This window comes from Mesorhizobium quangtriensis (genome assembly GCF_040081925.1).
Lineage (GTDB): Bacteria > Pseudomonadota > Alphaproteobacteria > Rhizobiales > Rhizobiaceae > Mesorhizobium_K > Mesorhizobium_K quangtriensis.
This window is the reverse complement of record NZ_JBEBMF010000003.1, coordinates 638,921-656,707: the sequence shown is the minus strand read 5'-3', so window position 1 is coordinate 656,707 and position 17,787 is coordinate 638,921. Positions and strand designations below refer to the sequence as shown.

18 protein-coding genes are annotated in these 17,787 nt (G+C 63.6%); 9 read left to right on the top strand and 9 right to left on the bottom strand.

Annotated elements, in window-relative coordinates; genetic code table 11:
* Positions 1–385 precede the first annotated feature (385 nt).
* Positions 386–1,918 (top strand): acyl-CoA carboxylase subunit beta, encoded by a 1,533-nt coding sequence (locus ABMA32_RS18950; protein WP_349015341.1) that lies wholly within the window; start codon positions 386–388, stop codon positions 1,916–1,918.
* A gap of 28 nt (positions 1,919–1,946) precedes the next feature.
* Here the strand turns inward: ABMA32_RS18950 and ABMA32_RS18945 are convergent, their stop codons facing one another.
* Entirely contained in the window at positions 1,947–2,126 is a 180-nt protein-coding gene (locus ABMA32_RS18945) for a hypothetical protein (RefSeq protein ID WP_292771983.1), read from the bottom strand.
* Positions 2,127–2,364: 238 nt separating this feature from the next.
* The gene (cckA, locus tag ABMA32_RS18940; RefSeq protein ID WP_349015340.1) at positions 2,365–4,965 is read right to left on the bottom strand and encodes a cell cycle histidine kinase CckA; all 2,601 of its coding nucleotides are present in this window, start codon (positions 4,963–4,965) and stop codon (positions 2,365–2,367) included.
* Between the two features lie 310 nt (positions 4,966–5,275).
* On the opposite strand from cckA, the gene ABMA32_RS18935 reads away from it, so the two are divergent.
* A complete protein-coding gene (locus tag ABMA32_RS18935; protein ID WP_349015339.1) occupies positions 5,276–6,166 on the top strand; it encodes a hypothetical protein in 891 nt (296 codons plus the stop codon).
* A gap of 74 nt (positions 6,167–6,240) precedes the next feature.
* On the opposite strand, the gene dksA is transcribed toward ABMA32_RS18935, so the two are convergent.
* Positions 6,241–6,657: an RNA polymerase-binding protein DksA gene (dksA, locus tag ABMA32_RS18930; RefSeq protein WP_349015338.1), complete on the bottom strand. Its 417-nt coding sequence runs from the start codon at positions 6,655–6,657 to the stop codon at positions 6,241–6,243.
* A gap of 247 nt (positions 6,658–6,904) precedes the next feature.
* Here dksA and ABMA32_RS18925 point away from each other — a divergent pair, with 247 nt between their 5' ends.
* From ABMA32_RS18925 to ABMA32_RS18900, 6 genes are all read left to right on the top strand, one after another.
* The gene (locus tag ABMA32_RS18925) at positions 6,905–7,408 is read left to right on the top strand and encodes a SixA phosphatase family protein (protein ID WP_349015337.1); all 504 of its coding nucleotides are present in this window, start codon (positions 6,905–6,907) and stop codon (positions 7,406–7,408) included.
* A 77-nt stretch (positions 7,409–7,485) separates the two neighbouring features.
* Complete coding sequence (locus ABMA32_RS18920; protein ID WP_349015336.1) at positions 7,486–8,961, top strand: YcjX family GTP-binding protein; 1,476 nt, start codon at positions 7,486–7,488, stop codon at positions 8,959–8,961.
* Complete coding sequence (locus ABMA32_RS18915) at positions 8,958–10,022, top strand: YcjF family protein (protein WP_349015335.1); 1,065 nt, start codon at positions 8,958–8,960, stop codon at positions 10,020–10,022. Before ABMA32_RS18920 ends, ABMA32_RS18915 begins: the two co-directional genes overlap by 4 nt.
* Positions 10,023–10,123: 101 nt before the next feature.
* Entirely contained in the window at positions 10,124–10,675 is a 552-nt protein-coding gene (locus ABMA32_RS18910) for a hypothetical protein (RefSeq protein WP_349015334.1), read from the top strand.
* A gap of 118 nt (positions 10,676–10,793) precedes the next feature.
* Entirely contained in the window at positions 10,794–12,632 is a 1,839-nt protein-coding gene (locus tag ABMA32_RS18905; protein WP_349015333.1) for a monovalent cation:proton antiporter-2 (CPA2) family protein, read from the top strand.
* A gap of 12 nt (positions 12,633–12,644) precedes the next feature.
* Complete coding sequence (locus ABMA32_RS18900) at positions 12,645–13,193, top strand: DUF924 family protein (RefSeq protein ID WP_349015332.1); 549 nt, start codon at positions 12,645–12,647, stop codon at positions 13,191–13,193.
* 4 nt (positions 13,194–13,197) lie between these two features.
* Here ABMA32_RS18900 and folK read toward each other — a convergent pair whose 3' ends face one another.
* Genes folK through folP form a run of 3 tightly spaced genes read right to left on the bottom strand, consistent with a single transcriptional unit; the run spans position 13,198 to position 14,913 of the window.
* Positions 13,198–13,713, bottom strand: coding sequence for a 2-amino-4-hydroxy-6-hydroxymethyldihydropteridine diphosphokinase (folK, locus tag ABMA32_RS18895; RefSeq protein ID WP_349015331.1), 516 nt, complete (start codon positions 13,711–13,713; stop codon positions 13,198–13,200).
* On the bottom strand, positions 13,697–14,056 hold the full coding sequence (gene folB / locus ABMA32_RS18890) for a dihydroneopterin aldolase (RefSeq protein ID WP_349015330.1): 360 nt from the start codon (positions 14,054–14,056) through the stop codon (positions 13,697–13,699). Before folB ends, folK begins: the two co-directional genes overlap by 17 nt.
* A complete protein-coding gene (gene folP / locus ABMA32_RS18885) occupies positions 14,056–14,913 on the bottom strand; it encodes a dihydropteroate synthase (RefSeq protein ID WP_349015329.1) in 858 nt (285 codons plus the stop codon). Before folP ends, folB begins: the two co-directional genes overlap by 1 nt.
* A gap of 176 nt (positions 14,914–15,089) precedes the next feature.
* On the opposite strand from folP, the gene ABMA32_RS18880 reads away from it, so the two are divergent.
* Positions 15,090–15,701, top strand: a complete 612-nt coding sequence (locus ABMA32_RS18880; protein WP_349015328.1) for a DUF922 domain-containing Zn-dependent protease — start codon at positions 15,090–15,092, stop codon at positions 15,699–15,701.
* Between the two features lie 28 nt (positions 15,702–15,729).
* On the opposite strand, the gene ABMA32_RS18875 is transcribed toward ABMA32_RS18880, so the two are convergent.
* The 3 genes from ABMA32_RS18875 to ABMA32_RS18865 form a co-directional block, all read right to left on the bottom strand.
* Entirely contained in the window at positions 15,730–16,755 is a 1,026-nt protein-coding gene (locus tag ABMA32_RS18875; protein WP_349015327.1) for an NAD(P)/FAD-dependent oxidoreductase, read from the bottom strand.
* A 48-nt stretch (positions 16,756–16,803) separates the two neighbouring features.
* Positions 16,804–17,124 (bottom strand): 2Fe-2S iron-sulfur cluster-binding protein, encoded by a 321-nt coding sequence (locus ABMA32_RS18870; RefSeq protein WP_349015326.1) that lies wholly within the window; start codon positions 17,122–17,124, stop codon positions 16,804–16,806.
* A gap of 102 nt (positions 17,125–17,226) precedes the next feature.
* Entirely contained in the window at positions 17,227–17,607 is a 381-nt protein-coding gene (locus ABMA32_RS18865) for an Hpt domain-containing protein (protein WP_349015325.1), read from the bottom strand.
* Between the last annotated feature and the right edge of the window lie 180 nt (positions 17,608–17,787).

Sequence of the window (17,787 nt, the reverse complement as noted above, 5' to 3'; positions counted from 1 at the left end):
CTTTCAGGCGGCATGCGCCGCAAACGACCCAAGCCGCAGGGCGCAACCTGCGTCGGGCGATATGGTGGTGACCGACAAGGCGGGCGGACATCTTGATGTCCGCTCGGCTGCGCTGCCGTGCCCGCGGATCATCCGCGGGGCTTTTCCGCCGCTCACCGGAAAACTCGGGAGGGAGAAAACAGACGCAACCAGTCCAATCTCTGTGGAAGGCCGGAATACCCGGCCCAAGCGCCTATGGGGCCGCATATGGGCCAGTTCGCGCGGAATAGCAAGTCCTCCGCTGCAATGCAGCAATGCGCCGACGCCTTAATCGATACAAACCCTTCCGCCGCTTGCGCGCTCGTTGCGCCGTGCTACGAGGGGTTTGGCCAAAGGGGAGCCACCGATGAAAGACGTGCTGCAGGAACTGGAACGCCGCCGCGAGATCGCGCGGATGGGCGGAGGAGCGGCCCGCATCGAAGCGCAGCATGCGCGCGGCAAGCTCACCGCGCGCGAACGCATCGACATCTTCCTCGACGAAGGCTCCTTCGAGGAGTTCGACATGTTCGTCGAGCACCGCTCGACCGACTTCGGCATGGAGAAACAGAAGGTCGCCGGCGACGGCGTCGTCACCGGCTGGGGCACGGTCAACGGCCGCACCATCTTCCTCTTCGCAAAGGACTTCACCGTCTTCGGCGGCTCTCTGTCAGAGGCGCATGCGGAGAAGATCCAGAAGATCCAGGACATGGCGCTGCGCAACCGTGCGCCGATCATCGGCATCTATGACGCGGGCGGCGCGCGCATCCAGGAGGGCGTCGCGGCACTCGGCGGCTATGCCGAGGTGTTCCAGCGCAACGTGCTGGCCTCGGGCGTCATTCCGCAGATTTCCGTCATTATGGGCCCCTGCGCGGGCGGCGACGTCTATTCACCCGCCATGACCGATTTCATCTTCATGGTCCGCGACACCTCCTACATGTTCGTCACCGGACCTGACGTGGTGAAGACCGTCACCAACGAGACCGTCACCGCCGAGGAGCTGGGCGGTGCGTCGGTGCACACGACGAAATCCTCCATCGCCGACGGCGCCTACGAAAACGATGTCGAGGCGCTGTTGCAGATGCGCAGGCTGGTCGATTTCCTGCCGGCGTCGAACACCGCAGAATTGCCCGAGATCGAATGCCTGCAGTCCGCGTCGGATCATGATCTTTCGCTCGACCGGCTGGTCCCTGATAACGCCAACAAGCCTTACGACATCAAGGAACTCATCCTGAAGACGTGCGACGAGGGCGACTTCTTCGAGATCCAGCAGAGCTTTGCCAAGAACATCGTCACCGGCTTCGGCCGCGTTGAAGGCCGCACCGTCGGTTTCGTCGCCAACCAGCCGATGGTGCTGGCAGGCGTCCTCGATTCCGACGCCAGCCGCAAGGCGGCGCGTTTCGTGCGCTTCTGCGACTGCTTCAACATCCCGTTGGTCACCTTCGTCGACGTTCCGGGCTTCCTGCCGGGCACGGCGCAGGAATATGGCGGCCTGATCAAGCACGGCGCGAAGCTGCTTTTCGCCTATGGCGAGGCTACGGTGCCGAAGGTCACGGTCATCACGCGCAAGGCTTTCGGCGGGGCCTACGACGTGATGGCGTCAAAGCATCTGCGTGGCGACGTGAATTATGCCTGGCCGACGGCGCAAATTGCCGTAATGGGCGCCAAGGGCGCCGTTGAGATCATCTATCGCAAGGACATCGGCGACACCGACAAGATCGCCGCGCACACCAAGACTTACGAAGATCGCTTCCTGTCGCCCTTCGTGGCAGCCGAGCGCGGTTATGTCGATGAGGTGATCATGCCGCACTCGACGCGGCGGCGCGTCGCGCGGGCGCTGAAGATGCTGCGCAACAAGGACCTCCAGAACCCCTGGAAGAAGCACGACAACATCCCGCTCTAGCCGGCGGCTGCTGTCGAAACCGAGGCGCTCAGGCCGCCTTGCTGACGACGGCGTTGAACTCGTCGAGGTCGATATAGAATATCCGCGTGATCTCGCGGATCAACTCTTCGTGGTCGTACCCCTGCCCGCGCAGGATATTGATCGCCATGATGATATCGAGGCGGTCGGTCAGACGTTGCTTGGTATTGTCCTCTGCGTAATGGTCCATGAGTTGTCCCCGTTCGCTGGTTCAACGCACTGAAGAACAATGCTTTGAGGGACACTTTGAGATGCGTCGCTTGCGCGGAACTTGTCGGTCCTGCAAGAGACCCTCCGTGTCGCCCTTGGACTGAACAGACGCGGTCCAAACTCGACTCAAGAACTACGCCTGAGAATATCACGAACTTCTAAAATGTTATTAATAGCCTGCCGGCCCGCGGCTTGCTGGCACGATGGCCGAAAGCGGTTCAATCCGCCTCCAGCACCTCTTTCACGACGGTTGCCAACTGCTTCAGCGAGAAGGGTTTCGGAAGGAAGCCGAACTTCGCCTCTGGCGGCAGGTTCTTGGCGAACGCGTCCTCGGCATAGCCGGACACGAAGACGAACTTGATGTCGGGCTGGATCTTGCGCAGTTCGCCGAGCAGCGTGGGCCCGTCCATCTCGGGCATAACGACGTCCGACACAACGATGTCCACCTTGCCGCCGAGTTCGTTGTAGATTTCCAACGCCTCGACGCCGGACGACGCCTCATGGACCGTATAGCCGCGCGAGGTGAGCGCCCTCATCCCGCCCATGCGCACGGCGTCCTCGTCCTCGACCAGAAGCACGGTCGCGGAGCCGGAAAGATCGCGCGCCGCATCGGCCGGCTTTGCTGGCGGCGGAGGCGCTTCGCCCGTTGAGGCAACCGACTGTCCCTCGCCCACGGGTTGCGTCACAACGCCCGGCACGTGGCGTGGCAGGAATATGCGGAACACCGTGCCCTTGCCGACCTCGGAATCGCAGTAGATGAAGCCGCCGGTCTGCTTGATGATGCCATAGACCATGGAGAGGCCGAGCCCGGTGCCTTTGCCTACCTCCTTGGTGGTGAAGAACGGCTCGAAAATCTTCTTGAGCACGTCCGGCGGGATGCCGGTGCCGTTGTCCTCGACCTCGACCACGACATAATCGGCCGGCGTCAGTTCGCGATAGCCGAACGCTGCAACCTCGTCGGTCGACACGTTCTTGGTGCGCACAGTCAGGTCGCCGCCTTCAGGCATGGCGTCGCGCGCATTCACCGCAAGGTTGACGATGACCTGCTCCAGTTGGCCGATGTCAACCTTGACTGGCCAGAGGTCTCGGCCGTGATCGACCTTGAGCTTGATCTTGTTACCGACCAGCCGCGCCAGCAGCATGCGAAGGTCGGCCAGCACGTCGGTCAGGTTCAGCACTTCGGGCCGAAGCGTCTGCTTGCGCGAGAAGGCCAGCAGTTGCCGCACGAGCGACGCAGCGCGGTTGGCGTTCTGCTTGATGTTCATGATGTCCGGGAAGGACGGATCCGACGGCCGGTGGTTGGTCAGCAGCAGGTCCGACGCCATGATGATGGCCGTCAGCACATTGTTGAAATCGTGGGCGATGCCGCCGGCGAGCTGCCCGACGGCCTGCATCTTCTGGCTCTGCGCCATCTGGCCTTCGAGCGCCTTCTGCTCGGTGGTGTCAACCGCGTAGACGATCGCGGCCTCCTCTGCCTCCTCGCCGCCAGTGCCCTCAGCGACGGCATTGACGTAAAAGCGGATGTGGCGTTCCTCGTCGTTCGGCAAAACGGTGTCGATCGGAGCGATATCGGCTTGGCGCAGCCGCGCCTTTTCCAGCGCGGCGGAGAATGCCGCACGGTCGCGCTCGTGGATCACCGTATCGAGCCGGATCTTGTGATCGACGGCGTCCCGATCGACGACGGTCGAGAAGAGTGAAAGGAACGGCGCGTTGGTGCGCACGATCCGTCCCAAGAGGTCGACGCCGGCGATCGCCATCGGCGTCGAATTGAAGAAGCGCGTGAACCGGACTTCCGATGCCCTGAGTTCGGCGGATGCGTCCGACCCTTGCGTACGGTTGAGCACGATGGTGCGGCTCGGCCCTGCCACTCCATCCCTGTTGGCCGCAACGCGGTGCATGAACCTTACCGGCAGGATTTCGCCGGTGACGGTCGCCAGATCGAGATCGATGACGGCGTTCCGCGTCGTTCCGGGATCGGCCTTTACCGAACGGATGAGAGCCATGCCGTCGCCGGCGACGATCTCGGGCAGCGTCGTCGCGCCTGGCGTGAAGCTCGCCAGGTCGATGCCGAGCCATTCTGCCAAGGTGGCGTTGATGTAGGTGACGCGATCTTCCTGGTCCGTTGCAAGAAAGCCGGCCGGCGCGTGGTCGAGATGGTCGATCGCCTTCTGCAGATCGAGGAAGAAGCGCTCCTGCTCGGCGCGTTCCCGCGAAATGTCGTCGATCTGCCAGGCGAGAAGCGGCTGCCGCCGTCCGGGCGCATTGAAGGCGCGTGCGCTCACGCGGTACCAGCGAGCGCCCGGTTCGGAGCCCGGACGGATCGACTGGGACAGGCGGAATTCGCCGTCGCCGGCGATGCCGTCGCGCAGGCCAGAGGACAGCCGGTAGACGATGGCCGACGCCTCTGGAATGTCGGAAAGGAGGTTCTCCACTGTCCGGATGTCGGTCGCCGACGAGGCTCCGGTCATCTCGCCATACGCCTTGTTGGCATAGACGACGCGTCCCTTGATGTCGGTGACAACGAGGCCCTGTGGCGTCGAATCGACGAAAGCTTTCGACAACTCGTCGGTAGTCGAGCGCGGCGCGATCTGCACGAAACCGATGGCCGTGGCGAACAGATAGCCGATGCCGATCATGGCCAGCACGCCGAGCATTCCGAGCAGGAAGGGATCGCCGAGCCGCTCGCGGAAAATACCGAAGACGACGGCGGCGCCGGTCAGCACGACGATGAAGACGATCAGACGCGTGACGGCGCCGGGACGCGTGTTCTGGTCCACGATCGGTAATGGATAGAAGTCGCCGCGTGGCTCTCGCGTCATCAAAGGTGATTCCCGAAAGACGGCTCCCCCGCCGCCGACCGGTTGAATCATATTCGGGCGGGCGGGAAAAGGTCTTCGACCCAAATGCGCCGGGAAAAAGCTGCCGACTAGCCTTTCCAGACCAAAAAACGCTTACGGAAAGGCAACTTGCGGACCCCTGCCGTGAAGGGTTACTGTCCCGCTCTGAATACATCGGTCGCATGATGCGAATCTTTCTTCACGGCTGCCCGATGGTCGGACACAAGAATGGAACGGTAACGGCGCTTCCGAATCCGGACTCGCCGCTTTCGTCGTAGCCACGAGGTTGTCGATGAGCGATTGGTTTGCAGGGGTTGGTGGCGCCGAATTTGCCACCGCCGTCATCTGGACGCTTGCCGCCCTAGTCCTGCTCGTCATCGTGCTGGTTGTCGTGCGGCTGGTCCGCAGCATGACCTTTGGAACCTTCGTGGCCGGCGGGCGCAACCGCAAGACGCGTTTGGCCGTCATGGACGCAACTGCCGTGGACAGCCATCGCCGTCTGGTTCTGGTCCGGCGCGACGACATCGAACATCTGCTTCTGATCGGTGGCCCCACGGACGTTGTGGTGGAGCGCGAGATACGCGTGTCTGGCGGCCGGCGCACGCAATCGGTCTTCGGCGACGAAAGCGAGTTCGATGGGCAGCAGGCGCAGATGCCCGGTCTGCCACCGCTTCCAACCGTACCCCAGACCCCGCCCGCGCCGCGCCAGCGCGCGCCCGAGTCGATACAATCTGCTCCCCCGCCCGCGCGCGCGGCTCCGCCGCAGCCTGCACGGCAACCGGATCGCCCTCAGCCTGCCCGCGTGCCAGAACGCGCACCAGCGCCGCCTCGCCCCGTGCGACAGACCGGGACGCGCCCGCCGCAGGCAGCCCGAGAACCGGTTCCGCCGGCGCGATCTACACCGTCACGCCTGCCAGCGGCATCGCTTCCGCCCCTGCCTGCCGCGATGTCCTCGTCTGCCAGTCGGCAGCCCGTCCAGACCAGCAATCTCGACGACGCACTGCTGAGGGAACTGGAAGTCACGTTCGACGCCAGCCCGCCGCCGGCCTCCTTCGATCCGAATTCGTTTGACGCCAGCATTTTCGACCCGCCCGCTCCAAAGAGCGCACCCGCGCCCGTCGAGATGACGCTCGACGACGAAATGACCAAGCTTCTCGGCGAGTTGTCGAATAACAACCGATAAGGCGACGCACCGTCAGCCAAATAAAAAAGCGGCGCTCGGCCGCTTTTTTGTCCAGTACCGGTCGCTTTATGCGATCAGTCGTCCCGATAGACCTTCTCACGCCGCTCGTGACGCTCCTGCGCTTCGATCGAGAGCGTGGCGATGGGACGGGCGTCGAGCCGCTTGAGTGCGATGGGCTCGCCGGTTTCCTCGCAATAGCCGTAGGTGCCTTCCTCGATACGCTGCAGGGCGGAGTCGATCTTCGCGATCAGCTTGCGCTGCCGGTCGCGGGCACGCAGCTCGATGGCGCGATCCGTCTCCGAAGACGCTCGGTCGGCAAGGTCGGGGTGGTTGGCGTTTTCCTGCTGAAGGATCTCGAGCGTTTCGCGGGCTTCACGGAGGATATCATTTTTCCAGGCGACCAGCTTGGCCCGGAAATACGACTTCTGCCGCTCGTTCATGAACGGCTCGTCGTCGGAGGGCACATAATCGGCAGTAACGAAATCGTTCATTCGACTCACCCACATAACCCGCTTTTTCGGCGCCTATATATTCGGGCTGAAAATGCGGCACAAGCACATTTGGCACAGCCCTCACGCAATTGTCAGATGCAAGGTGCATGCCAATTCCACAAGCTTCCGCTGCGGCATCTTCGCTGCCAATTTCCGATCTCTGCCGCGTGCAGGCTCCTGCTGTTGCCGCCAAGCGCCTCCATCTCTAAAACCGCGAAAAGAGTAGAAGTCCGCAGGGAGGAGTTTCGTGGGCAGGCTCTATCTGCTCCGGCACGCAAAGGCGAAATGGGCGTTGCCGGGCGTGCGCGATTTCGATCGCCCACTGGAGGAAAGCGGGCGCGTCGATGCCGGCCGGATCGGGATCGAGATGCGCATGCGCGGCTATGTGCCCGACGTGACGCTCTGCTCGACCGCGTTGCGCGCTCGCGAGACGTTGCAGGAAGTCGCCGGGGAAGCCGACACAGGTCGCGTCGTCTTCAATGAGCGGCTCTACAGCGAAGACGCCGCCGCCTATCTCGACCTTGTTCGCAACAACGCCGCCGGCGGCTCGATCCTAGTCATCGGGCACAATCCGATGATGGAAGACCTTGCCACGGCGCTCTCCAGCGATGGCGAACCGCCTGCGCTCGCAACACTCGGGCTGGGGTTCCCGACGGCTGGCCTCGCGGTCATCGGCTTTCCGGGAACCCTGGACAAGGCCGCGCCGGGCAAGGGCCGTCTCGAAGCCTTCCACATACCGGCCGGCACCTGACCGGCACCTGACCGGGCCGCCATTTCAAAGGCGGTTTCATTCCCCTATATGCTGCCTGCACATGCCGAGGGCAGATTTTGGCGACTTCGCTGACAACTCTCACCGATGAAGCGCGGATCGCGCTCGACACGTTCGCAGGCCGCGCGTCCTCGCTGTTCGGCTCGCCATCGATACGCCTCGGCGTCACCGGGCTTTCGCGCGCCGGCAAGACGGTGTTCATTTCCGCGCTCGTGCACAACCTCATCCACGGCGGCCGCCTGCCTCTCTTCGAGGCGCGCAAATCCGGGCGCATCTCCCGTGCCTTCCTTGAGGAGCAGCCCGACGACGCCGTGCCGCGCTTCCAGTACGAGGATCACATCGAGGCGCTGGTCGAAAGTCGCATCTGGCCGGATTCGACGCGGGCGATCTCCGAACTCAGGCTGACGATCGATTTCGAATCGGCCTCCGGCTGGGGTCGTCTTTTCTCCAGCGGCCGCCTGTCGGTCGATATCGTCGATTATCCCGGCGAATGGCTGCTCGACCTGCCGCTGCTCGGCAAGGACTACGCCGAATTCTGCGCCGACGCCTTCGAACTGGCGGCGCTTCCCGTCCGCGCCGGGCTGTCGGCCGAATGGCGCAAGGTCGCCGAGACGATCGATGCAAACGCCGATGCGGACGAGATGACGGCGCGCAGGCTTGCAGAATCCTTCACCGCTTATTTGCGTGCGTGCAAGCTGGACGAGCGCGCGCTTTCGACGCTGCCGCCCGGCCGCTTCCTGATGCCCGGAGACCTCGACGGCTCGCCTGCGTTGACTTTCGCGCCCCTGCCCCGCCTTGCCGCAGGCCGAGCGCGGTCAGGCTCGCTGCAAGCGATGATGGAGCGGCGCTACGAAGCCTACAAGACGCATGTCGTAAAACCGTTCTTCCGCGAGCACATCACGCGGCTCGATCGCCAGATCGTGCTGGTCGACGCCATGCAGGCGCTGAACGCCGGTCCGGGTGCGGTCGCCGACCTGGAGCGCGCGCTGACCGAAATCCTTGCCTGTTTCAGGCCGGGCAAGAATGCTTTCCTGACCGACCTGTTTTCGCGCCGGATCGACCGCATCCTCATCGCGGCGACGAAGGCCGACCACCTCCACCATGAAAGCCACGACCGGCTGCAGGCGATCGTGCGGCGGCTGGCCGACCGCGCCATCCAGCGCGCGGACTTTTCCGGCGCGGCGGTCGAGGTGCTGGCAATGGCCGCGGTGCGCGCCACCCGCGAGGGCACAGTCAAGCAGGGCCGCGAGACGCTGCCGGTGATCATCGGCACACCGCTGAAGGGCGAGACGATCGGCGGCGAGACATTCGACGGCAAGACAGAGACCGCAATTTTTCCCGGCGATCTGCCGGATAAGATCGATTCGATCTTCGACGAGGGCGCGGGCGCGGCAAGGCATGAAGAGTCGCCGATCCGCTTCGTCCGCTTCCGACCGCCGAAACTCGAGCGGGATGCAGACGGCCTGAAGCTCTCGTTGCCGCACATCCGCCTCGACCGTGCGTTGCAATTCCTGATCGGAGATCATCTCGCATGAATGGCCAGACAACTGGTCCCAGAAAACCCGCGGCCTTCCGCATCGGACCGGAGCGCGCACCCGAGGCGACCGCGCCGGCGCAGCGCAAGCCGCGCGCGCTCGACAAGGCGCAGGTCACAGTCACGCCGGCCGAAATCGATGTGTTCGACGCACCGGCCGATGACGTGCCTGCCCCACCCGTCGCGCCAAGGCGGCGTTTCCGAGCGGGTGCGATTTTCGCCTCGGCGTTCGGCGTTCTGGTGTCACTTGCCGTCGGTCTCTGGATGGATCAGCTCATCCGCGATCTGTTCGCTCGTGCGGAATGGCTCGGATGGCTGGCAGCCGGCCTCGCCGTGATCGCAGCATTGGCGCTGATCGTCGTCCTTGGCCGGGAAGCGTTGGCAATCGCCCGGCTGGCGTCCGTCGAAAAACTGCGCGCGCAGGCGCTGGAGGCCATCTCGCGAGACGATCCCAAGATCGCGCGCAGTCTGGTTGGTGAACTCACCACCTTCCTCGCTGCCAAACCCGAGACAGCGGCAGGCCGCCGCGCGCTCAAGGAACTAGAAGGTGACATCGTCGATGGCGCGGACCTGGTGCGAATCGCCGAGGTGGAGTTGATGACTCCGCTCGACGCGCGGGCGCAGCGGCTGATTCTCGACGCCGCGAAACGGGTCTCCGTCGTAACCGCCGTCAGTCCGCGCGCGCTGGTCGATCTCGCCTACGTCTTGTTCGAGGCGGGACGGCTGATCCGCCGCCTGTCGGAACTCTATGGCGGCCGGCCCGGAACGCTGGGTTTCTTCCGGCTTGCGCGGGGTGTGCTCGCGCATCTGGCGGTCACCGGCGCCATCGCCGCAGGCGACGATTTCGTCCACCAGATCGTTGGCCAGGGGCTTGCCGCCAAGCTTTCCGCCAAGCTTGGCGAAGGTGTCGTCAACGGCATGATGACGGCACGAATCGGTGTCGCGGGGATGGAGGTGACCCGACCCCTGCCATTCATGGCTCTGAAGCGGCCGGGAATGTCGGATTTTCTCACCGCGCTTGCGTCCTTCACCCGCAAGGAAGCGACCGGCCCTGAAGGCTGAACGCCGTTTGCCGAAGGCTCGCAAAACCTTCCATTAACCATTTCTGGTCATGGTTCCGGCAGGTCGTTTCCTTCTTCCTTGCGTTGCCGGGTGCCTCTTCGATGAAGCGTAAAGTTCTCGCCACAGTCTTCTCGCTTGCCGCTGCGGCAACTGCTTTCGCCGGTATCGATGCGGCATTCGCCGGTGGGCGCGACAAACAGTTCTTCCAGTCTATCGAAGGCACATGGACGGGCGCCGGCGAGATCGTTGCCGGCAAGTACAAGGGCACCAAGTTCAACTGCACGTTTGACGGCTCGACGCCCGGCAAGAACCTCGGGATGACGCTCGACGGCAACTGCCGGGTCGGCGTCTTCACGCAGAAGATGACGGCGACCGTCGCCGCGAACACCGCAGTCGGCTACAAAGGCCAGTTCCAGGACGGGGCGGCCGGCACGGGCCTCGACATAACGGCCGGCAACGTCGTGAACGACCGTAAGGTCGTATTCGCGATCCACCGCAACGACCTGCGCGGCGTCATGCAGGCCCGCCTGCCCAACGACGACACCATGAACGTGACCATCTCGGTCCGCGTCGAGGAGTCGATGGTGCCGGTGATCGGCATGAGCCTGAAGCGCGTGGATGCCACGGCTGTCGGCGCCATCGCCCAGCAGTAGCCTGCGCATCGCTGCCTTGTCGTAAACGGGCTGTTCGATTGCCCGCACACAACCTATCTTGAGCGCTTCCTAGGCCGGCCGCACCCGTGCGTCGGCGTTCAGCGCATCGGGATGACGGATGGCGACAGAGGCTTCGGGCACCGAACTCGTACAGGTTGTGGCACTGCTGACGGCAGGCGTCGTCGCGGTGCCGATCTTCCGGCGTGCCGGACTGGGCTCCATCCTCGGCTATCTTGCCGCCGGCCTCGTCATCGGCCCGTTCGGCCTCGCCATCTTCTCCGAGCCCGAGGCGATCCTGCATGTCGCCGAGCTCGGCGTCGTCATGTTTCTCTTCATCATTGGTCTGGAGATGCAGCCGTCCAGGCTATGGGGGCTGCGCAAGGAGATTTTCGGCCTCGGGGCACTGCAGGTCGGCTTCTGCGCCTTCCTGCTGACGCTGGTCGGCGTCATCGGCGGGTTCCCATGGTCCGTTTCGTTCGTTGCGGGCGCGGGCTTCGTCCTGACGTCGACGGCGGTTGTGATGCAGGTGCTGGAGGAGCGCGGCGAGGTTTCGTCGCCCCGAGGCCAGCAGATGATCTCCATCCTCCTGCTGGAAGATCTGGCGATCGTTCCGCTGCTGGCGCTCGTCGCCTTCCTTGCACCGGGCGGCGAAGAAATGACCCTGTCGCAGCGACTGACTGATGTCGCCGTCGGGCTGGCCGCGATCGCCGCGCTGATCGTCGCCGGGCGCTATTTGCTCAACCCGCTCTTCCGCATTTTGGCCTCCTCCGGCGCGCGCGAGGTGATGACCGCCGCCGCCCTGCTTGTCGTGCTCGGTTCGGCGCTGGTGATGCAGTCGAGCGGGCTTTCCATGGCGATGGGCGCCTTCCTCGCCGGCGTCTTGCTCTCCGAATCGACCTTCCGACATCAGCTCGAAGCCGACGTGGAACCCTTCCGCGGCATCCTGCTCGGCCTCTTCTTCATGGCTGTCGGCATGTCGCTCGACCTGTCGGTCATCGCGTCCAACTGGCAGACAGTGGTAATCTACGTCATCGCCTACATGGTCATGAAGGCTGTCGGTATCTACGCCGTCGCGCGCTTCCTGCGCTCAAGCCATGCCGACGCAACGGAGCGCGCCGTCATCATGGCGCAGGGCGGCGAATTCGCCTTCGTGCTCTACGCCGCCGCGACGGCCGTCGGGATCATCGACGGCGAGGCGAATGCGATTCTTACCGCCATCATCATCGTCTCGATGGTGCTGACGCCGTTCGCCATCATTCTGCTGAGGACGTTCATGCCAAAGGAGGAGCAGACGCTGGACGGCGTAGAGGTTGCGGACGGCCTGAACGGCAGCGTGCTGATCATCGGCTTCGGCCGGTTCGGCCAGATCGCCAGCCAGCCGCTGCTGCTGCGCGGCATCGACGTATCCATCATCGACAATGATGTCGAGATGATCCAGGCGGCCGCCGACTTCGGTTTCAAGGTCTATTACGGCGACGGCACGCGGCTCGACATCCTGCACGCGGCCGGAGCAGGACGCGCCCGCGCGGTGCTCATCTGCGTCGACAAGGCCGAGGCGGCGATCCGCATCGCCGAGAACATGCGTGAAGAGTTTCCGCTCGTGCCCGTGCTGGCGCGCGCCTACGATCGCGGGGCGGCGATCGGCCTGATGGATGCCGGCGTCGGCTACCAGATCCGGGAAACGTTTGAATCCGCGCTCATCTTCGGCGGCGAGACGATCGGCAAGCTCGGCGCGAGCGATGAAGAAGTCGCCGCCGTCATTGAGGATGTCCGCCGACGGGACGCCGAACGGCTGGAACTCCAGATCGCGGGCGGCATCCAGGCCGGCCGCAGCCTGATGAAGGGCAACATCCCCGAGCCGACGCCGACGCCGCTGGCAACGCCAAGGCGTGCTGGACAGGCGATGAACGAAGGCGCCGCGGATGCGTTGGGAAGCAAGGCGATACGAAGAGACTAGGAAGGAAACCTGATGACTGAACTCGATCCACGCGCAGCGGAGGTCGTCAAATTCTGGCGCGACGCAGGCTATGATGCCTGGTTCACCAAGGACGCTCATTTCGACGCGCGGTTCCACGATCGCTTCCTCGATCTGCACTACGCCGCAGCCGCTCGCGAACTCGACAGCTGGATGGAGCTTCCCGAAGGCGCGCTCGCGCTGATGATCCTGCTCGACCAGTTTCCGCGCAACTGCTTCCGCAACACCGGCCACATGTTTGCCACCGATCCGTTAGCGCGCCATCTTGCCCGAGCTGCCCTCGCGGCGGGTCATGTGGAAAAGGTCGCCAGGGAATTGCAGATCTTCTTCCTGTTGCCCTTCGAGCACTCCGAAGACATCGCCGATCAAAACCTGTCGGTAGAACTCTTTGCCCCACACGGCGACGAGTACCTGAAATACGCGATCGTCCATCGCGACATCATCGAGAAGTTCGGCCGCTTTCCGCACCGTAACAAGGCGCTTGGACGCGAGACCACGCTGGAGGAACAGGCTTTCCTCGACGCCGGCGGCTTCGCGGGCTGACGAGTCAGCCCTTCCACCAGTCGCGGCCGGACGGCTGGCGGATGATGCCGGCCGTATCGATTTCGCCAACCCAATCGGCGAGCGTCCTGCCCTTCATACGAAAGTCCGGCGCGATCTCGGCGAGCGGAGCCAGCACAAAGGCGCGCTCCAGCATGCGCGGATGCGGGATTTCGAGGCCGTCTTCGTCAACGACCTGGTCGCCGAAGACCAGAATGTCGATGTCGATCAGCCGGGGCCCCCAGCGCTCCTGCCGGACACGCTTCAGCCTGCGCTCGGCCTCCAGGCAGAGGTCGAGCAGGCCGCGCGGCGAAAGCGACGTTTTCAGCTCGGCAGCGATGTTGAGGAAATCGGGCTGGTCGAGCTTTCCCCACGGCGGCGTGCGATAGAGCGACGATACAGCGACGACCTCCGTCTGCGGGTCGGCGTCGAGCATGCGCAGCGCAGCGCCCATCGCCTTGTCCGGCTCGCCAAGATTGCCGCCGAGGCTGAGGTAGACGGTCTCGCTATTGCGGGAAGGCAACGGTCACCTCGACATAATCAAGCACGCCCGGCACCGGCGCGTTTGGCTTGCGTACTGTAACCTCCGCGCGAGCAATCTGCGGATAGCGCGCCGTCAAAGCCTTGCCCACTTCTAGCGCCAGCGCCTCAATCAGGAAACGACGCTGCCCGGTGATGATCTTCTCGATGACCTGAAAGGCAACGCCATAGTCGACGGTGTTCTCGATGGAATCGTCTTCAAGCGCCCGGCCCGGATCGACCGTCAGCGCCGCATCGACATAGAAGCGCTGGCCAAGCATTTCTTCCTCGTCGAAGACGCCGTGGCGCGCAAAGAAGGCGCAGTTCTTCATTCGTATCTGGTACATTACCGCTCTTCCGGTTCCTGCCGCGCGAGCATAGCATCCGCGAAGGCGAGCGCGTCCACGTTCATTGCGACATTGTGGACGCGAAAGAGGTCGGCCCCCTTGAGCCTAAGGATGACGCTTGTCGCGGCTGTTCCCGCGTCGCGCTCATCCGGCTCCCTCCCCGTGAGATGGCCAATAAAGCGCTTGCGCGATGTTCCGACGAGAAGCGGCAGGGCAAAAGCATGCAATTCCGAAAACCGCGCCATCAGGTCGAGATTCTCGTTCGCATCCTTGGCAAAGCCGAAACCGGGATCGAGCACGATATGGCTGCGATCGATCCCGGCAGCTTCGGCGATCTCCAGCGAGCGGCTGAGGAAAATCAGCTCGTCGGCGATGATGTCGGATAGTTTTTCGCGGTCGCGGCCGGTGTGCATGATGACCAGCCCCGCGCCGGCTTCCGCCGCCACCTTCGCGATGCCGCGTTCGCGCTGCAGGCCCCAGACGTCGTTGACGATATGCGCTCCCGCCTTCACAGCCAGCCGCGCTGTTTCCTCGCGGTAGGTGTCGACAGATACGAGGCAGGCGCCTTCGGCTGCCAGCGCTTCGATGACCGGCAGGACGCGGCGCTGTTCCTCCAGCGCCGTCACGCTTTCCGCGCCGGGTCGGGTCGATTCTCCGCCGACATCGACAATATCAGCGCCTTCGGAAACCATCCGCCCGGCCTGCTCCACTGCGCTCTCGACGGCCTCAAACTTGCCGCCGTCCGAAAAGCTGTCGGGCGTCACGTTCAGCACGCCCATCACCACGGCTTTCGGGCCGAGATCGAGATGGCGTCCGTGCGCCAGGTGCCAGCGCTTGTGTTTCGTCGTCTGCGTCATCGTTCCGCGGAAAGTGCGTGTGTGGCCGATGCCATTGCAGCCGGCGTCCCGCGAAATCAATGGCAAATCAATGGATTTCCGTTCACCAGCCTATGACACGATGTCGTCAGGGCAGTCGATTTCCGTTGCAGGTCGCTGCGCCGTATCGCAAGGTCCGGCCCAAACAGGACCTCTCCATGATCCGCATAATGCTTGCCGCCCTGCTCGTCGCATCTCTGGTCGCGCCTGCTTCGGCTGAAAACGTGAACAAGACCTACAGCTACTTTTCGGTGGGCGGGAAAACGCTGGACGAACTGGAAAGGGAGCTGAACAAACGCGGCCCGAAGGTGAAAACGACCGGGCAGCGGCACCCCGGCGCGACGCGCATGCAATTCAACACACGCCTTGGATATATGGAGAAGAACGGCTCCTGCCGCGTCACCGAGGCCACCGTCACCGTCAAGGCCAAGGTGATCCTGCCGAGGTGGCGACAGCGCAACGGAGCGGATCAGGACGTCCGGCTGGTGTGGGATACGCTTTCGAGCGACATCAAGCGACACGAAGACCAGCACGTCAGCATCGCGCAGGACTATGCGCGCAGGCTGGAAAGGCAATTGACGCGGCTCCGCTCCAAGGACTGCAAGACCGTCGCTGCGAAGGCAGAAGCGACAGCCGATGCACTTCTGAAAAAGCACGACAAGGCGCAGGCGAAGTTCGACCAGGCCGAGGCTGCCAATTTCGAAAAGCGCCTGCTGAAACTGATGCGCCAGCGTGCCAAGCTGATCGAATCCGGCCAGATACAAGGCTGAACAGATTGCGGGCTGCCTGTAATCGGTCTCAGTCCACGCCCAGCTTCTTCTGCAGGCTGGTCGATGACGTCGTGTACTGGAACACGACGCGTTCCGCCGGGCTGACGATCCGCTTGGCCGCCTGCGTCATCAGCGCGGCCTCGTGAAAGCCGGACAGGATCAGCTTCAGCTTGCCGGGATACCAGCAGATGTCGCCGATCGCGAAGATGCCGGGAACGGAGGTCTCGAACTTCTCGGTGTCGACCGGGATCATGTTCTCATGCAGGTTCAGGCCCCAGTCGGCGAGCGGCCCGAGCTTCATGGTCAGGCCGAAAAACGGCAGCATGCGCGTGCAGGCGACCTCGATGTCGCCGTCCGGCCCCCGGACGGTAGCCTGCTCCAATGCGCCATCGCTGCCGTTCAGGGCGGACACCTGACCGATCTGGAATTCGAGCTTCTTCGTCTCCTGCAGGGCGAACATCCGGTTGACGCTGTCCGGCGAAGCACGGAACTCCGCGCGGCGATGGACCAGCGTGACGCTTCTGGCGATTGGCTGCAGGTTCAGCGTCCAGTCGAGCGCGGAATCGCCTCCGCCTACGATCAGCACGTCCCGGCCGCGGAAATCCTCGATCCGCCGGACCGAATAGAAGACGCTCTTGCCCTCGAATGCCTCGATGCCTGGTATCGGCGGCCTTTTCGGTTGGAACGAACCGCCGCCTGCGGCAATCACCACAACCTTGGCTTCGAACACCTCGTTCTCGTCCGTGGTCACGCGGAATGAGCCGTCTTCCAGCTTCTCCAGCCCCGAAACCATCCGGTTGAAGGTGAATTCCGGCTTGAACGGGGCGATCTGCTGCATCAGCCGGTCGACAAGTTCCTGTGCGCCGACCGAGGGCAGCCCGGGAATGTCGTAGATCGGCTTGTCGGGATAGAGCTCGGCGCATTGACCGCCCGGCCGGTCCAGGATGTCGATCAGGCGGCACTTCAGGTCGAAGAGGCCGAGTTCGAAGACGGCGAAGAGGGCGACCGGCCCTGCCCCCACGATCAGGACGTCCGTCCTAGTAACCTCGCTCATCGGCCTGCCCTCTTCGGCGCGTAACCGCCCGCCCGGCCGGAGTTCCCGTCAGCCCTGGCGCTCGGGAATGCCCACGACCAGCCCGTCCAGTTCGTCGCGAACCCTGATCTGGCAGGAGAGCCGCGAATTCGGCCTGACCTCATAGGCGAAGTCCAGCATGTCCTCTTCCATCGGCTCAGGCTCTCCGACGACGGCGGTCCATGCCTCGTCCACATAGACATGGCAGGTGGCGCAAGCGCAGGCGCCGCCGCACTCCGCTTCGATGCCTGGCACGGCGTTGCGGATGGCATTTTCCATGACGGTCGAGCCGTTTTCGGCGTCCACGTCGAAGCGCGTGCCGTCAAAAGCGATGTAGGTAAGCTTGGTCATAAGCGGTCCCGGGAAATCGACTTCCCGAGATAATGACTCCGCGACGCCTGTCAACTGCGGCTGAAGAACGCCGCCTTCCTTCGCAAAACCGGCATCGGTTCCTTAGCGATCGATGGAGGCGATGAAGTCGCAGGCCTCGTCGATAAGCTTTTCCAGACGCCGTGCGACGAGCTTGTCGGTTGGGCGCTCTTCCATTTCCCCGGCGCAGTCGGCGATCGGGAAGGCGCCGACACCCCGCGCAGAGCCCTTGAGGGTATGCGCAAGGAAGAGCCGCTCCTTTTGGCCGGCAATGGCGAGTTGTCGCCGCACGGATTGCGCCTGGTCGACGAACATGCCGAGCACTTCGCGCTCAAGGTCACGATCTCCCATCGTCTGCGTCGAAAGATGCGCCAGATCGATCGGCCGGGAACGGCGGATTCCAGACGTTTCGCCTCCAGGCATGGCGAAAGCCACGTTCGCGTAACCATGACGCAAGATACCCAACTTTGTTCTCCCGGCAATTCGACGTCCAGCGACAGTACGGGGTGCCGGTGGACAAGATGTTAACCGGGGAAACCGCGAAATTGCGGCTTAAATTCGCCTCAAACGGCTTCAGTGTTAACCTTATGTTTAAACTTTTACACATCGCCCGGATTGGATGTTTCCTTTACCAGTCTGTGTCAC

Bases quoted from the DNA above. Each gene is read 5' to 3' on its own strand.
- dksA (WP_349015338.1), bottom strand. From the start codon at position 6,657: ATGAACGATTTCGTTACTGCCGATTATGTGCCCTCCGACGACGAGCCG.
- folB (WP_349015330.1), bottom strand. From the start codon at position 14,056: ATGTACCAGATACGAATGAAGAACTGCGCCTTCTTTGCGCGCCACGGC.
- ABMA32_RS18870 (WP_349015326.1), bottom strand. From the start codon at position 17,124: ATGACCAAGCTTACCTACATCGCTTTTGACGGCACGCGCTTCGACGTG.
- ABMA32_RS18910 (WP_349015334.1), top strand. From the start codon at position 10,124: ATGAAGCGTAAAGTTCTCGCCACAGTCTTCTCGCTTGCCGCTGCGGCA.
- ABMA32_RS18900 (WP_349015332.1), top strand. From the start codon at position 12,645: ATGACTGAACTCGATCCACGCGCAGCGGAGGTCGTCAAATTCTGGCGC.
- ABMA32_RS18950 (WP_349015341.1), top strand. From the start codon at position 386: ATGAAAGACGTGCTGCAGGAACTGGAACGCCGCCGCGAGATCGCGCGG.
- ABMA32_RS18915 (WP_349015335.1), top strand. From the start codon at position 8,958: ATGAATGGCCAGACAACTGGTCCCAGAAAACCCGCGGCCTTCCGCATC.
- ABMA32_RS18875 (WP_349015327.1), bottom strand. From the start codon at position 16,755: ATGAGCGAGGTTACTAGGACGGACGTCCTGATCGTGGGGGCAGGGCCG.
- ABMA32_RS18905 (WP_349015333.1), top strand. From the start codon at position 10,794: ATGGCGACAGAGGCTTCGGGCACCGAACTCGTACAGGTTGTGGCACTG.
- ABMA32_RS18935 (WP_349015339.1), top strand. From the start codon at position 5,276: ATGAGCGATTGGTTTGCAGGGGTTGGTGGCGCCGAATTTGCCACCGCC.
- cckA (WP_349015340.1), bottom strand. From the start codon at position 4,965: ATGACGCGAGAGCCACGCGGCGACTTCTATCCATTACCGATCGTGGAC.
- ABMA32_RS18945 (WP_292771983.1), bottom strand. From the start codon at position 2,126: ATGGACCATTACGCAGAGGACAATACCAAGCAACGTCTGACCGACCGC.
- ABMA32_RS18880 (WP_349015328.1), top strand. From the start codon at position 15,090: ATGATCCGCATAATGCTTGCCGCCCTGCTCGTCGCATCTCTGGTCGCG.
- folP (WP_349015329.1), bottom strand. From the start codon at position 14,913: ATGACGCAGACGACGAAACACAAGCGCTGGCACCTGGCGCACGGACGC.